The organism is Saccharomonospora sp. NB11, assembly GCF_015910535.1.
In the GTDB taxonomy this organism is placed as follows: domain Bacteria; phylum Actinomycetota; class Actinomycetes; order Mycobacteriales; family Pseudonocardiaceae; genus Saccharomonospora.
This window is the reverse complement of the sequence record NZ_JACBJG010000004.1, coordinates 162748-177530: the sequence shown is the minus strand read 5'-3', so window position 1 is coordinate 177530 and position 14783 is coordinate 162748. Positions and strand designations below refer to the sequence as shown.

The 14783-nt window shown below is 70.2% G+C and carries 11 protein-coding genes; 6 read left to right on the top strand and 5 right to left on the bottom strand.

Translation table 11 applies throughout. The features are described from left to right. Positions 1–76: 76 nt before the first annotated feature. Complete coding sequence (locus JAV51_RS07555) at positions 77–988, bottom strand: hypothetical protein (RefSeq protein ID WP_197319935.1); 912 nt, start codon at positions 986–988, stop codon at positions 77–79. Further along, on the bottom strand, positions 985–1386 hold the full coding sequence (locus JAV51_RS07550) for a hypothetical protein (protein WP_197319934.1): 402 nt from the start codon (positions 1384–1386) through the stop codon (positions 985–987). The genes JAV51_RS07555 and JAV51_RS07550 overlap by 4 nt, the downstream gene beginning before the upstream one ends. 77 nt (positions 1387–1463) lie before the next feature. Here JAV51_RS07550 and JAV51_RS07545 point away from each other — a divergent pair, with 77 nt between their 5' ends. The 5 genes from JAV51_RS07545 to glyA all read left to right on the top strand — a co-directional run bounded on the left by JAV51_RS07545 (position 1464) and on the right by glyA (position 9209). Further along, positions 1464–4541, top strand: coding sequence for a CHAT domain-containing protein (locus tag JAV51_RS07545; protein WP_197319933.1), 3078 nt, complete (start codon positions 1464–1466; stop codon positions 4539–4541). A 60-nt stretch (positions 4542–4601) separates the two neighbouring features. Further along, positions 4602–5654: a tetratricopeptide repeat protein gene (locus tag JAV51_RS07540; RefSeq protein ID WP_197319932.1), complete on the top strand. Its 1053-nt coding sequence runs from the start codon at positions 4602–4604 to the stop codon at positions 5652–5654. 65 nt (positions 5655–5719) lie between these two features. Beyond that, complete coding sequence (locus JAV51_RS07535) at positions 5720–6925, top strand: PLP-dependent aspartate aminotransferase family protein (protein WP_197319931.1); 1206 nt, start codon at positions 5720–5722, stop codon at positions 6923–6925. A gap of 182 nt (positions 6926–7107) precedes the next feature. Further along, positions 7108–7767 (top strand): DUF6226 family protein, encoded by a 660-nt coding sequence (locus tag JAV51_RS07530; protein WP_197319930.1) that lies wholly within the window; start codon positions 7108–7110, stop codon positions 7765–7767. A gap of 104 nt (positions 7768–7871) precedes the next feature. Further along, the gene (glyA, locus tag JAV51_RS07525; RefSeq protein WP_197319929.1) at positions 7872–9209 is read left to right on the top strand and encodes a serine hydroxymethyltransferase; all 1338 of its coding nucleotides are present in this window, start codon (positions 7872–7874) and stop codon (positions 9207–9209) included. A gap of 165 nt (positions 9210–9374) precedes the next feature. Here glyA and JAV51_RS07520 read toward each other — a convergent pair whose 3' ends face one another. The 3 genes from JAV51_RS07520 to JAV51_RS07510 form a co-directional block, all read right to left on the bottom strand. Then, positions 9375–10256 carry a manganese catalase family protein gene (locus JAV51_RS07520; RefSeq protein WP_197319928.1) on the bottom strand — a complete coding sequence of 294 codons (882 nt, stop codon included), beginning with the start codon at positions 10254–10256 and terminating at the stop codon, positions 9375–9377. A 218-nt stretch (positions 10257–10474) separates the two neighbouring features. Continuing rightward, positions 10475–11296: an ethanolamine ammonia-lyase subunit EutC gene (gene eutC / locus JAV51_RS07515; protein ID WP_197319927.1), complete on the bottom strand. Its 822-nt coding sequence runs from the start codon at positions 11294–11296 to the stop codon at positions 10475–10477. After that, positions 11293–12699 carry an ethanolamine ammonia-lyase subunit EutB gene (locus JAV51_RS07510; protein ID WP_197319926.1) on the bottom strand — a complete coding sequence of 469 codons (1407 nt, stop codon included), beginning with the start codon at positions 12697–12699 and terminating at the stop codon, positions 11293–11295. Before JAV51_RS07510 ends, eutC begins: the two co-directional genes overlap by 4 nt. Before the next feature lie 283 nt (positions 12700–12982). Here JAV51_RS07510 and JAV51_RS07505 point away from each other — a divergent pair, with 283 nt between their 5' ends. Then, positions 12983–14662, top strand: coding sequence for a cytochrome bc complex cytochrome b subunit (locus JAV51_RS07505; RefSeq protein WP_197319925.1), 1680 nt, complete (start codon positions 12983–12985; stop codon positions 14660–14662). Positions 14663–14783 lie beyond the last annotated feature (121 nt).

Below are 14783 nucleotides of genomic sequence, written 5' to 3'. Positions count from 1 at the left end.
GGAGCGCGCACGTACATTTTTCGTACAAACCGGCGAAGACCTGCGATTCCGCCGTGCCGAACCGCCCGACGCGGGGTCAGCTCCCCTTGCGCAGCAGGGCTGTGACGGCGGCGCCGACGTCCCGGTCGAGCGGGCCGACGGCGCGCAGGCCCAGTGTGCGCGCCAAGGTCCGCCCGTGCACGTCGACAGCGGCTTCGACGAGGTCGGCGAGCGTGTTCGTGCCGGAGATCGCCCGACGCCAGGCCACGACGAGCGCGCCGCCGCCGAACACGGCTGCTGGCCACCAGAGGACGGCCAGCAGCAGGTAGGCGCTCGCCCAGCCCGCGAGCCGCTGGGCGGACGAGACGGCGTCGTGTGCGGCGCGCAGGGCGGATCGCGTGTGGTCGGGCACCACCAGCCACAGCCGCGGCCACGTCGAGGAGAGGTCCAGCCCGTACCGGTCGAGCACCCGGCGGTCGGCAGCGGCCATGCGGTCTCCCGCGGCGAACGGCCGCGTGGGGCGGACGAGTCCGACGGCCTTGCGGACGGCGGCCCGTTCCTCGGCCTGCCGTACCAATTCGGTGGTCGCGGTGGAGTCGCCCGAGAGTTGTGCCTTCCCCGCCGCCACCACCGCTTCGCGGAATCGCCGGTCGGCCTTGTCCCAACGGCGCGCGCGACGGCGGGTCAACGCGCGCGTCAGCGGATTGCGCGCCGAGGCGAACCAGGCTCGGCCGAACATCGTGCCGAATGCCTGGGCGAGGATGCCCAGGACCGCCGTGGCGGCGAGGAGAGCGGCCACCGCGAGGGCGAGCGTGACCGCGCTGCGCGCGGCGGGGTCGTCGGCGATCCGGACGAGGTCGTCGCGCACGAGGTCGAGGCGGTACCAGTGCGCGTGACCGAGACGCACGGCCACGGTCGCGATCACCAGGTACAACGCGCCGGGGAGGACCAGCAGCGTCAGCCACCGTTCGGCCAGTTTTCCCGCCAGCGTCTCCAAAAACGAGTTCATGGCTGCAGCGGCACGCGGCGCAACGGCCGACTCAGGACGCGACACACTGGAGCTTCGGCGTCGGGTGGTTCGACGCGGGCACACACCTGTGCGGGACAGGCCAGCACCGTGAGCTGCGGGTGACCGACGCCGACGCCGGGGAGGTCCGGCACGAGCGCCCGCGACGGTGAGAGCCCCGCCGTGTACCCGGCGCGCAACAGCATGTCCTCCAGCGCGTCGAGATCCCGCGACACCGACACCGACGCCGACGATCCCCGATCCCGCACGGTGGCGGCGATGCGCAACGCCAGGTCGCGCGTCGGACCCGCTTCGGCGAGTGGTCCGCGAGTCTCCCCCAGCCGGACGCAGAGCCGGCCGATGCGAGCTTCCTCGTGTCTGTCCGCCTTCCCGCTGTCCACGGTCCTCGATTGCCCCCTTGTCCGTGTGTTCCTCGCTGGGGATTCTCTCTACCGGATCACCGGGACCGGGGGAAGAGATGGAGCAGTCCGACCTCGACGAGCCGTTCGCCGAGATCCAGGCGTGCATGGCCCGGTTCGAGCGGACAGGCGACGTGGCGGAGTTCGACCGAGCGATCACGCTGTGCCGGTTGACGGGAGGGACTCGCGAAGCGCGCGGCAATCTCGCGTCCCTGCTTCTCGGACGGTATGAGGCGTGTCGAGATCCCGTAGACCTCGACGAGTGCCGGACGATCCTCACCGACCTTGCCCGAACCGGCCCCGTCTGGCCGCAGCAGGTGGGGATGCTGTCGCGGGTGGCGCTGTACACCTACGAACTCGGCGGTGACCAGGGCGAGCTGGATCGGGCCGTCGAGCTCGCGCGTTTCGGTGTCTCGTCCGCCGCCGAACTGGGCATCGACGTCCCCGAGCTGCACACCGTGTTGGGAATGACACTGGCCACCAGGTTCACCGAGGCCGAACGCATCAACGACCTGGACGAGGCGTGGGAAGCCTTTCGCGTCGCGGCGGACGCCCAGACCGGTCGCCGTCGCCACCGTTGTCTGGTGAGCGCCGTGAGACTGGCCAAACGCCGGCTGACCGACGAGACCTTGGCGTGGCAGCCCACGTTGGCCGACGAGGCGATCGCGGCGGCGGAGGAGGTCGTCGCGAACGTCGCGGTGGACGATCCCCACCTGGCCGAGATGCTGCACGCCGCTGGAGTGCTGCGGCGCCTCCGCTACGAGTCGATCGGTGACCTCGCCGACCTCCGACGGAGCGTGGAGCTGCTGCGGATCGTGGTGACTCTGTCCGAGGACGACCCGCTGCAGCGCTCCCACCGGGTGTCGAGTCTCGGGTCCGCGTTGTACCGCCTGTTCGAGGCGACCGGCGAGGAGACGCTGCTCGCCGAGTCGATCGACTGCCATCGGCGGTCTCTGACAGTCAGGCCCACGGGACATCCCGACCGGCCGGGCGCGCTCTCCAACCTCGCCGCCACGCTGCGGAAACGGGCTCTGTCCTTCAACGACCTGGATGCGCTGCACGAAGCGATCGCGTTGCTGCGCGAGGCTCTCTCCCTCGCCGGTGACGAGGGGAGTCGAGGACGCGCCCTTTCGACTCTCGGTGTGGCGCTTCAGGACCTCGTGTCCCGCACCGGGGACGCGACCGCGGCGGACGAGGCGGTGGAGTGCGCCCGGGAAGCCGCGAGTCTGATCGTCGGTGACGGTACACAGCAGCTCGCGCTCGGCAACGCCCTCATCCTCCGATATCGCATGCGCCGCGATGCCGCCGATCTCGCCGAGGCGTTGACTGTCTTGCAAGACCTTCTCGACGAGCTGCCCGCGTCGTTCGTGCGGTCGCTGTGTCTGCACGCCCTCGCGCAGGCGTGGCGGGAGGAGTTCGACCGCACCGGTGACGACGGTGCGTTGGACCGCGCCATCACCGCGGCGGGGCGAGCGGTGCGCGCCGACCCGCTCACCGACTCCGACCGTGCCCATTTCCGGACGTTCTTCGCCGAGCTGTTGCTCCTCCAGTACGAGCGCATCCACGCGAAGGGACCCCTGCGGGCGGCGGTCGACACGTTCGCGGCGGCAGCGGAGGACCCGTCGGACGCGTCGTTCAACCGGGTTGCCGCCGCGCGGCGGTGGGCCGACGCGGCGATGCAGCTGGACGACCGGTCCGCGGCGTTGCAAGCGGTGAAAACGGCGATGTCACTGCTTCCGGAGGTCGCCTCCCATCGACTCGCGCGAGCGGACCGGGAACGCGGCCTCGCCGCCCTGGCGGGAGTCGCCGCGGACGCCGCTGCGCTCGCCATCGAAGCGGGCGATCCCGGCCTCGCCGTGCGATGGCTGGAACAGGGACGCGGGATCCTGCTCGGACAGACCCTGGACTCGCGCAACGAGGTGACCGAGCTACGGCGGGCGAATCCCGATCTTGCTGCTCGACTGGCCGCTGTGGACGACACGCTGGCGGCCCTCGACCTCGCCGTGGCAGGCAGCGACCAGCGACATGCGACCGCACGCCGACGTCAGGAGCTGTTGGCGGAGATCCGCACACTACCCGGTTTCGAGGACTTCCTGTTGCCACCGGATCTGCGCCGCGTGCAGGAGTGGGCGGGCTCGGGGCCGGTCGTGCTGCTCAACGTCAGCGTCCATCGGTGCGACGCCCTCGTGCTGCACGACGGGGCTGTGCGCGTGATTCCCTTGCCTGCGCTGACGCTCGGCGAGGCCGTCCGACAGGCCGACCGATTCGCCGAGGCGCTGGAGGCGTCCACCACGTTCGGCCGGGAACAGGACGGCGGGCGGGTGATCACCGAGGTCCTGGAGTGGTTGCACGACACCGTGACCGGTCCGGTGCTGGACACGATCGACTGCGACGGCGCCCGCGTGTGGTGGTCGCCCGGCGGACCGCTGGCGGAAATGCCGCTGCACGCCGCCGGCCGTCCTGGCGCCGGAGTCCTGGACCGCGTGATCTCGTCGTACACGCCGACCGTGCGGGCGCTGGGTTACGCGCGGGCCGCTGCGGCCCGGCCGTCACGGTCCACGGGCGTCGTCGCGGTGGCGGTCCCGCACGCGGCGTCGGCACCGACCCTCCCGCACGCCGACACCGAGGCCACCACGATCGCGACGCTCTGGTCGGGCACTGTGCTCCAGGGCGCCGACGCGAACTCCGACGGGGTTCTCGACGCCCTCGCGCGGTGCAGCTGCGTGCACTTCGCCTGTCACGGGACACACGACCCGAAGGAGCCGTCGGCGAGTCGGCTGTTCCTGCGCGACCGGCCGTTGACGGTGCTGGAGGTCTCGCGCGCACACCTTCCCGACGCCCGGCTCGCGGTCCTCTCCGCCTGCCACACCGCCCGGACGTCCCGGGAACTCGCCGACGAGGCGCTTCACCTGGCGGGGGCGTTCCAGTTCGCCGGCTACCCCGGCGTCGTCGCCACGCTGTGGCACGTCAACGACACCATGGCGGCGCGAATCGCCGTCGCCTTCCACACCGCGCTGGCCGAGATCACGAGGACGCCGAGCCCCGAGCATGCGGCTCAGGTGTTGCGTGAGGTCCTGCTTCGGTTCCGGGACTACCCGCCGAGTCTGTGGGCCGGATGGGTGCATTCCGGTGTCTGACTGGGGACGGTGAGCGGTTGGTCTGCCAGGGTCCGGAGATCGGGAGGTGCTGTGAGGTTCGTGCGGCGGCGGCGAAAGCGTAAGAGCGACGACGAGCCCATCGTCATCGACGTCCCGGTCGACGCGTTGACGTGGAACGTGCTGCGCATGCGCGCCATGATCGACCGCCACGGTGAGGACCATCCCGTGTCGATCGAAGCGATGCGCGAGGTCGCACGCCACCTCTCCCGTGATCCGCGCCGTCTCCAGGAGGCGGCGGAGCTGTACCAGTACGTCGCCAGGCTCAGCTACCTCCACCTCGGTCCGGACCACTCGGACACCCTCACCACCCTGTACGAGGCGGGTACGACATGGAACGCCGTCGGACAGCTCGAATTGGCGGAGCAGTTCCTGCGCGACGTCCTCACCCGACGAGAACGATTGTCGGGCCGCGATCACCCCGACACGCTCGACGCCGCCTCGGCGCTCGCCGCGGTGCTCACCGAACTCGGCAGGCCGGCCGAGGCCGAGGCACTGCACGCCGACGTGATGGAGCGGCGGGCCAGACGGGGCGAGGCGGGGGAGAGCACGCTGACCGAACTGGCCCGGCAGGCCGAGACCCTGCGTGTCGCGCGCCGGTTCGAGGAAGCTGCCGCGCTCTTCCGCACGGTCGCGGAGGAGACCGCCCGACGTCACGGCGTCGAGAGCGAAGAAACCACCGCCGCCCGCAGTGACCTTGCCGCCGCGGAGTTCCACCTCGGACACGTCGAGGAGGCTGCCGCGTTGTATCGCGACGTCCTTCGCGTCGCCCTCACATTCCCGGGCCGCGAGGACCTCGTCGCCTCGGTCCGGAACAATCTGGCGACCGTCCTGTACGAACTGGAGCAGTACGACGAAGCCGCCGTGCTGCTGCGGGAGTGTCTGGCCGACCGCGAGAGGATACTGGGCCGGGACCACCCCGAGACGATCCAAGCGGTGTCGAACCTCGCCCACGTGCTGGCCGTGCTGGGGGACCGGGACACCGCGAGGACACTCGCGCGCCGGTGTCTCGACCACTACGAGACGCATCTGCCGCCGACACACCCGCGCGTGACCGAGATGCGGGGCTTCCTGCACGAGCTCGACGGCGGGTGAGCCGGACGCGTTCCAGTGTGTGACACGAGTGTTCGGGCGCGACGTCTCCGGGTGAGAATCCGCGTATGACGACGCGACCGAACAAGCATCGCCCCGAGACGCTGGCCTTCCCGACCAGTGCCGTCCACGCGGGCAACGAGATCGACGCCGGTTCGGGTGCCATTCGCACCCCGATCGTCATGGCCAACTCGTACGCCCTGCCCGACGACCCGGCCGGGCTGAGCTGGTCGGGCACCGACGTCCCCCTCTACACCCGCAACTCGGGTGCCAACCAGCTTGGCCTGCAGCGGAAGCTGGCGGCCCTGGAAGGCGGGGAGGACGCGGTCGTGCTGGCCTCGGGCGTCGCGGCCCTGCACGCGGTCTTCTTCAGTCACCTGCGCACCGGTGACCATGTGGTCGTCGCCGACGTCACCTACGAGGCGACGTGGCGGTTGTTCGCCGAACTGCTGCCCGCGCGCTACGGCATCGAGGCCACGTTCGTCGACATGACGGACCTGGCCGCCGTGCGCGCGGCGATCAGGCCGAACACCCGCATCGTCCACATCGAGACGATCGCCAACCCGACCACGAAGGTCACCGACGTCGCGGCGGTGGCGGCAATCGCGCACGAGGCGGGCGCGATCCTGGTCGTCGACTCCACGTTCACGCCACCACCGCTGTACCGGCCGCTGGCCGACGGCGCCGACCTCGTCGTGCACTCGCTCACCAAGTACATCAACGGCCACGGCGACGCGATGGGCGGCGCGGTGATCGGGTCTGCCGAGCTGCTCGCGCCGATCAAGAGCGACGCGATGGTGGACGTCGGCGGCGTGATCTCGCCGTTCAACGCGTGGCTGATCATGCGAGGGTCGGTGACCTTGCCACTGCGGTTGCGGCAGCAGATGACGTCGGCTGCGCTGATCGCCGAGCGGCTACGGGAGGACCCGCGCATCGCCTACGTCGCGTACCCGGGGCTGCCCGACCACCCGCAGCACGAGCTCGCGCGCCGTCAGTTCGCCGGCCGCGGCTACGGCGCCATGATGGCCTTCGCCGTCGCGGGCGACCCCGACACACAGAACCGGTTCGTCGAGAACCTGCGCGTCGTCACCTCGGCGGTGTCGCTCGGCCACGACGAGTCGCTCATCGTGCACGTCGGCACCGACGGCCCGCGCGTCGCGCGGTATCCGGACGAGTTCAAAAAGTGGGGTCACCTGCGATTCTCGGTCGGCATCGAGGACCCCGACGACCTCGTGGCCGACCTGCTCGCGGCGTTGGACGAGACTTTCGGGTAGGGGACGGAGGTCTCGCAGCGCCCGCACGGAGTCGACCCGGCCGACTCCCGCATTGCCGGACGGGGATAGCAGGCGTTCTTCGGAGTGTCGGCGGGCACAAATTCTCCGGTGACTGCGCTCATGCGAGCCGCCCTGGCACGGACGACCGGATCGGACGCCGCTTCGGGCCTATCGTGGGCGACATGGTGCGGGTGAGCGATCTGCGGGAGCAGGTGTCGGAGGCCTATGACGGGCTCGGCCTGCCGGCCTGGCCCGACCCGCACTCCGCCTCGACGGAGCTCGCGTACTCGCGGGTCACCGAGCCGCAGCGGTACGCCATCGTACACGCGCGGGCCCGGACCTGGGTCGAACTCCTCGCCGCGCAACCCGGCGTCCAGGTGGAGCGGCTCGCCGCGGCTCCGCTGGACGACGGCACGTCGGGCCGGTTCGACCGGGGCACGCGGATCTTCCCGCCCCGGCCGGACGCATTGCCGTTGGTGTTGCTCGAAGCGGACGTGCCGGTGGACGGCGGCTCGCTCGCCGTCCTCCACGTCGGCGTCGGGCAGCCCGGTTTCTCGCTGAAGACGGTCCCGGACTGCGGTTGCGACGCCTGCGATCACGGCTCGTCCGATCTGCTCGACGCGATCGACGGCACGATCGGCACGGTCATCGACGGGCCGCTCGTGGTGTGGCGGGGGACGACGTGGACGGCCTGGTGGCATCCCGAAGGAGCCGCGTCCCAGGGACGCGGTGGCCCTGATCTGCGTCTGCTCATGGAGTCGTCCCGGCGCATCGTCGCCGGTGATCCGGTGCGGGTGCCGCAGGGCGCCGAGGTGGTCGTCGGCCACTCCTGGTTCGGCTGAGTTCCCGTCTTCGCAGGGGTGCGCAGCCCGGCCCCCGCTGGCTATCGTCCGCTGATCAACGACGTTGGACGGCGATGTCGTCGCCGCACCGAGAAGGAGCCCCGATGACTCCAGCGCTCGCACCCCGCGCCTGGGTGCCCGCTTCCGCGGAAGACCGTGTCCGGACCGTGGCCGCCGCGACGGCGACGTCGACACCGGGGGAGTTGCTCACCGAGCTCGACCGGCTGGTCACGCTGAACCGCCGCATCCACGACGAGGACGCGCTGAACCTGAACCCGGCGACGAACGTGATGAACCCACGGGCCGAGGCCATGTTGTCGGCGAACCTCGGATCGCGGCCCTCGCTCGGCTATCCCGGCGAGAAGTACGAGACGGGATTGGAGGCCATCGAGCAGATCGAGGTCGTCGCCGCGGAACTCGTGGCCGAACTCTTCGGCGCACGCCACGCGGAGATCCGCGTCCCGTCGGGGTCCGTCGCGAACCTGTACGCGTTCCTCGCCACCTGCGAGCCCGGTGACGCCGTCATCGTGCCCCCGGCCGCGATCGGCGGTCACGTGACCCACCATGCCGCCGGTGCGGCGGGGCTGTACCGGTTGAAGATCGTCGACGCTCCGGTGGCTCCGGACGGCTACACCGTCGATGTCGACGAGCTGCGCGAGCTGGCGCACGCGGTGCGGCCGAGGCTGATCACCATCGGCAGCAGCCTCAACCTGTATCCGCATCCTGTGGCGCAGATCCGTGGGGTCGCCGACGAGGTCGGCGCCAGAGTGCTCTACGACGCGGCCCACGTGTGCGGGCTGATCGCCGGGCAGGCGTGGCAGCAGCCGTTGACCGAGGGGGCGCACCTGGCGACCTTCAGCACGTACAAGAGCCTCGGCGGTCCCGCGGGCGGTGCGGTGATCACCGACGACGCCGAGCTGGCCGAACGACTCGACCGGATCGCCCATCCCGGCCTGACGGCCAACTTCGACGCGGGCCGGGTCGCCGCACTGGCCGTGACGATGGTGGACTGGAAGGTCGCGGGACGCGCGTACGCGCAGGCGATGATCGAGACGGCCGCCGCGCTCGCCGAGGAACTGTCGCGTGGTGGGCTGCCGGTGTTCGCGGGGGCGCACGGGCCGACGCGCTCCCACCAGTTCGGGCTCCGTGCCCACCGGTGGGGAGGCGGACAACGTGCCTCCCGTCGACTGCGCGAGGCCAACCTGCTGGCCAGCGGGATCGGGTTGCCGGACGAGGACGTGCCCGGTGACGTCAATGGTCTTCGCCTGGGCACGCCGGAACTCGTGCGGCGGGGAATGCGGGTCGGCGACATGGCCGACCTCGCTCGCCTGGTCGTCGACGCGCTGGATTCCGAGACCGACCCGGCGACGGTCGCACCACGGGTCTCGCGGTGGCGCGCGCAGTTCACCGGCGTCCACTACACGGCTGAGGAATCGCGTTAGGACGGTCTTGTCAGCGGTGACATTCCGGGCCGCCGTCGTCGCTCGCAAGGGCAACACTGGGGCGGAACGCGCCACACACGTCGCCCCCGGCCGAGGGGGACGGGGGCGAGAGGGCGCGACCGAGGCGCGATGCGACCACTGTGGACACATCGCGCCTCGGGGCGCTCATTCCTTCTTCAACTTGTCCTGTGTGGCTCCGGCCATCTTCTCCATCGTGTTCGGCAGTTCCGTGGTGCCGTAGAAGCGGGAGTCTGGGTGGGTCGGGGGCGGCATCGGGGCGTTCGTGGTGGGACCTTCGTGGTAGCTGAACTCGCCCTTGCCGTCAGGTGTCGGACCCGAGGCCCACGGCCCCTCCGACGCGTGCTGGCCGTCGCTGAAGTTCAGGTACTGGTACGAGACCTCCCGGTGCTCCTTGTTCAATGGGAAGTTGCTCGGCGTCGGCAGCTCCTCGATGCCCTGCTCGCGCAGCTCCGCCGCGGCGGCGAGCCACTGGTTCTGGTGCATGGTGTCGCGGGCCAACAGGAAGGCCAGCAGGTCGCGGACACCGTGGTCGTCGGTCATGTGGTAGAGCCGTGCGACCTGGACCCGGCCCTGCATCTCGGCGTTGGCGTTGGACGTGAAGTCCGCCAGCAGGTTGCCGCTTGCGGTGAGGTACGAGCCCTGCCACGGGTTGCCCATGCTGTCGACGGGGCGCGCCCCGGCACCCGCGACGATGGCGTGCTGCATGTCCGTACCACCGATGACCGCCGCGACCGCCGGGTCCGACTGGACGGCCTCCTCGGTGATCCCCACGGGCGACTTCTCCAGCAGTTGGGCGATCATGGTGGCCAGCATCTCCACGTGGCCGAACTCCTCGGCGCCGATACCGAAGACGAGATCGCGGTACTTGCCGGGGATGTGCATGTTCCAGCCCTGGAACATGTACTGCATCGCGACGGTGATCTCCCCGTACTGGCCTCCGAGAACTTCTTGCAGTTTTCGCGCGTACACCGCGTCGGGCTGGTCCGGAGTCGCCTTGAATTGCAGCTCCTGCCGGTGGAAGAACATAGGAATCCCCTGTTCGTCGAGTGTGCGCCGTAGCCGGTGATCGGAGGGGTGATTCCCGTTGGCCCGACCGATAAACGAAGCCCCGACGGCGTGTCCGCGAGTTGCGCACGCGAGTTCGCGTCGTGCGCACGCGTGTTGGCGTCGTATGCACGCGTGTTGGCGTCGCGCGTTGCGGACACGCGTGCGTGGGGCGTGGACACGCCGTCGGGCGCCTGCCCTCAGCGGGCAGGGTCTTCCTCCTCGTCGGCGGGGGTGGGGAGAGGGGCGGCGAGCGGTGAGGACTCCTCCAGCTCGAAATGGCCACCCTCGTCCTTCAACGCGACGCCCGAGCGGCCGATCCGCCGGGCTCCGGCGACGAGCCGGGACACGGTCGCCGCGGCCTCGTCGTACTGCAGGCCGCCCGGGGGATGGATGTTCGACACGCAGTTGCGCTCGGCGTCGGTGCGACCCGGGCGAGGCTGGTGGGTCAGGTAGACGCCGAGGCTGTCGGCGACGGACAGTCCCGGCCGTTCCCCGATGACCACCACGACCGTGGCCACGCCCAGCGCGTCCCCGATCCAGTCGCCGATCGCCACCCGCGCCTGGGTGGCGACGACCGGAGGCGCCAGCGAGTAGGTGGGGCGCAACGCGGCCACCAACGCGGCGAACAGCGGCGCGCCGTGCTCGGCGAGCGCACGGGGAGACAGTCCGTCGGCGAGGACGATCCCGACGTCGGCTCCGCTGTGCGGGATCGTGCTCGGATCGGCGGGAACACGCCCGAGGTCGGGCCGACGCAGGTATTCGTCCCGGTCACGGACCCGGCTGGGCACGACCACGGGGATGCCTGCGCCCACCTCGGTGACGTCGGCCGTGAACGCCGCGACGTCCAGTCCCTGGTGGACGGCGTCCCGCGCGTCGGCGTGGTCGCTGCGGAACTCCAGGACCCGGCGCAGCGGGACGGCGTCGCCGGCGCGTCCGAGCCCGATCCTGGCCTGGGTGAGTCGCCGCAGCTCCCGCCAGGGGCCCGGGGCGGCGTGGTCGCGAGGGTGCAGGTCGGTCACAGTCCGCTCACCAACGTCCGCAGCGGTGAGGCGTCCAGCGACGTGGGCAGCACGTGGCCGTGGTCGTCGGCGAGAGCGAGGTCCTGCAACCACCGCTCGAACTCGGGCGCGGGGCGCAACCCCAGCAATCTCCGGGCGTACAGGGCGTCGTGGAACGACAGGCTCTGGTAGCCCAACATCACGTCGTCGGCGCCCGGCACGGTGATCACGAACGCGCAGCCCGCCGCCGCGAGCAGCGTCAGCAGCACATCCATGTCGTCGGAGTCCGCCTCGGCGTGGTTGGTGTAGCAGGCGTCGACGCCCATCGGCAGGCCGAGCAGCGAACCGCAGAAGAGGTCCTCCAGTCCGGCGCGGACGATCTGTTTGGCGTCGTAGAGGTACTCCGGGCCGATGAAACCGACGACGGTGTTGACGAGCAGCGGCTCGAAGGCCCGGGCGACCGCGTACGCGCGGGCCTCCAAGGTCTGCTGGTCGACGGGGTGGCCGTCGACGCCGAGATGCGCCCCGGCCGACAGCGCCGAGCCCTGCCCCGTCTCGAAGTACATGACGTTGTCGCCGACCGTGCCGCGTCGCAGCGAGCGACCCGCGTCGTGGGCCTCGGCCAGCAGCCCCAGCGACACCCCGAAGGCGTGGTTGGCGGCCTCGGTGCCCGCGATCGACTGGAACACGAGGTCCACAGGTGCGCCGGACGAGATGAGGTCCAGTGTCGTGGTGACGTGCGCCAGCACGCAGGACTGGGTCGGAATCCGATAGCGCTCGCGAATGTCGTCGAGCAGGCGCAGCAGGTCGGCGGTACGACGGGGCGCGTCACTGGCCGGGTTGACGCCGATGACCGCGTCGCCGCACCCGAGCAACAGCCCGTCGAGCACCGCGGCGGCGACACCTCGCGGGTCGTCGGTCGGGTGGTTCGGCTGCAGGCGGGTGCTGAGCCGCCCGGGAAGGCCGACGGTGGTACGGAAGGCCGACGTGGTGGAGCACGCCCGGGACACGGTGACGAGGTCCTGGTTGCGCATGAGCTTCGAGACCGCGGCGACCATCTCCGGTGTCAGCCCCGGGGCGAGGGCTGCCAACCGTGTGCTCGCGTCGTCGCGGACGGCCGTGTCGAGCAGCCAGTCACGGAAGCCACCGACCGTCAGGTGCGACACGGGCGCGAACGCCGTCCGGTCGTGGCTGTCGACGACGAGCCGGGTGACCTCGTCGTCCTCGTAGGGCACCAGCAGGTCGTCGAGGAACCGGGTCAACGGGACGTCGGCGAGCACCCACTGCGCGGCGGCCCGTTCCCGGTCCGACTCCGCGGCACATCCGGCCAGTTCGTCGCCGGAGCGTCGCGGCGTGGCCTTCGCCATCACGTCGACCAGGCCGGAGAACGTGTAGGTGACACCTCGGATCTGCTGACTGAACACGTCGTCTCGCTTCCGGTCACAGACGGGGCGGTGAACTTCGTATCGTACGTCGGAAAAGCTGGTGGGACGGGAGTTTGCGGTCAGGGCTCGTCGGGGTCGACGGGGCCGGGCGCGGGGGAGGAGCCCTCCCGTCCTGACCCGGTGCGGTGTCGCGCACCGTGCTCGCGCGTGACCAGCGCCGATCCGGGTATTTGGACCCGAAAGTGGTGCCGACTGCGCTCGACGGGGAATCGTCTTATCGTCGAAAGCGCAGGAGCCGTGACGTCCGAGAGCGGAGCGGATGATGAGCTCACTCACCACACCGACCAGAGGCTCCAGTTTTCTGCGTAGGCGTGCCGCGGAGTCCGGGAACAACGCCGACGCGCGGTACAAGCTCGCCCGCGCCGTCCGCCACCAGTTCAACAAGGTGTTCCCGACCCACTGGTCGTTCCTGCTCGGGGAACTGGCGCTCTACAGCTTCATCATCCTCATTCTCTCGGGCGTCTACCTGACGCTGTTCTTCGACCCGTCGATGACGGAGGTCGTCTACGACGGCCCGTACACGAACCTGCAGGGCGTCGAGATGTCGCGAGCCCTGGAGTCGGCGCTCGAAATCTCGTTCGAGGTCCGGGGCGGGTTGTTCATCCGGCAGCTCCACCACTGGGCGGCACTGATCTTCGTCGCCTCGATGATGGTGCACATGTTCCGGATCTTCTTCACCGGAGCGTTCCGCAGGCCGCGTGAGGCCAACTGGGTCATCGGAGCCCTGTTGCTCATTCTCGGCATGTTCGAGGGCTTCTTCGGCTACTCGCTCCCGGACGACCTGCTCTCCGGCACCGGCATCCGGGCCACGCTGTCCGGCATCGTGCTCTCGATCCCCGTCATCGGGACGTGGCTGCACTGGATGGTCTTCGACGGCGAGTTCCCGGGGACGCTGATCGTGCCGCGCATGTACGCGCTGCACATCCTCATCATTCCGGGCATCATGCTCGCGCTCGTGGCGGTGCATCTGGTGCTGGTCTGGTACCAGAAGCACACCCAGTTCCCCGGAGTGCGGCGCAGGGAGACCAACGTCGTCGGGGTGCGGATCGTCCCGGTGTTCGCGCTCAAGGGGGGCGCGTGGTTCCTGGTCGTCACCGGGTTCACCGCGTTGATGTCGGGGCTGTTCCAGATCAACGCGATCTGGAATCTCGGGCCGTACAACCCGTCGCAGGTGTCGGCGGGGTCGCAGCCCGACTGGTACATGGCCTGGGCCGACGGCATCCTCCGCATTTACCCACCGTGGGAGCTGTACCTGGGCAACTACACGGTGCCGCCGGTGTTCTTCGCGGGCGTCGGTGGCATGGGCATCCTGCTCACCCTGTTGATCGCCTACCCGTTCATCGAACGGAAGCTGTCGAAGGACACCGCGCACCACAACCTGCTGCAACGCCCACGTGACGCACCCGTGCGCACCAGTCTCGGCGTGATGGCGTTGACGTTCTTCATGGTGCTGGAGATCTCCGGCTTCAACGACATCATCGCGTTCAAGTACGACATCTCGCTGAACGCGATGACGTGGGCGGGCCGCATCGGGTTGTTGCTGTTGCCGCCGCTGGCGTACTTCATCACCTACCGGGTCTGTCTCGGGCTGCAACGGCACGATCTCGACGTGCTGGAGCACGGCATCGAGACCGGCATCATCCGGCGGCTCCCGCACGGGGAGTTCATCGAGGTGCACCAGCCGTTGGGGCCGATGGAGGACGGCCACCCGATGCCGCTGAGCTACCAGGGCGCGCCGGTGCCGAAGAAGATGAACCAGCTCGGCACCGCGGGCAAGCCGGTGGCGGGAAGCCTGTTGAAGCCGGACCCGCCCGAGGAGACCGAGGCGTTGGAGCGAGCCAGGGCTCGGGAAGGCGACACGTCCGGTGGCGGCGGGTTGGAGGCGCCGCAGCCGGAGACGCCGCGGCGCATGAGCCGGTTCGGTCGGCGCCGCCGGATGTAGTCGGCACCGCCGACCGCGCGTCGGGACGCCCGGGAGGGTGCGTGGGCCGCCCGTCCCGGGTGTCCTCGTGTTCGGCTGCCGCGCGCCGTCGACGACGAGCTTTCCGCAGGTCAGAGGCACC

What these genes read in the sequence shown, in the direction of transcription:
- glyA (WP_197319929.1), top strand. Translation starts at nt 7,872, where the DNA reads ATGACTCCAGCGCTCGCACCCCGCGCCTGGGTGCCCGCTTCCGCGGAA.
- JAV51_RS07530 (WP_197319930.1), top strand. Translation starts at nt 7,108, where the DNA reads ATGGTGCGGGTGAGCGATCTGCGGGAGCAGGTGTCGGAGGCCTATGAC.
- JAV51_RS07535 (WP_197319931.1), top strand. Translation starts at nt 5,720, where the DNA reads ATGACGACGCGACCGAACAAGCATCGCCCCGAGACGCTGGCCTTCCCG.
- JAV51_RS07545 (WP_197319933.1), top strand. Translation starts at nt 1,464, where the DNA reads ATGGAGCAGTCCGACCTCGACGAGCCGTTCGCCGAGATCCAGGCGTGC.
- JAV51_RS07555 (WP_197319935.1), bottom strand. Translation starts at nt 988, where the DNA reads ATGAACTCGTTTTTGGAGACGCTGGCGGGAAAACTGGCCGAACGGTGG.
- JAV51_RS07520 (WP_197319928.1), bottom strand. Translation starts at nt 10,256, where the DNA reads ATGTTCTTCCACCGGCAGGAGCTGCAATTCAAGGCGACTCCGGACCAG.
- JAV51_RS07505 (WP_197319925.1), top strand. Translation starts at nt 12,983, where the DNA reads ATGAGCTCACTCACCACACCGACCAGAGGCTCCAGTTTTCTGCGTAGG.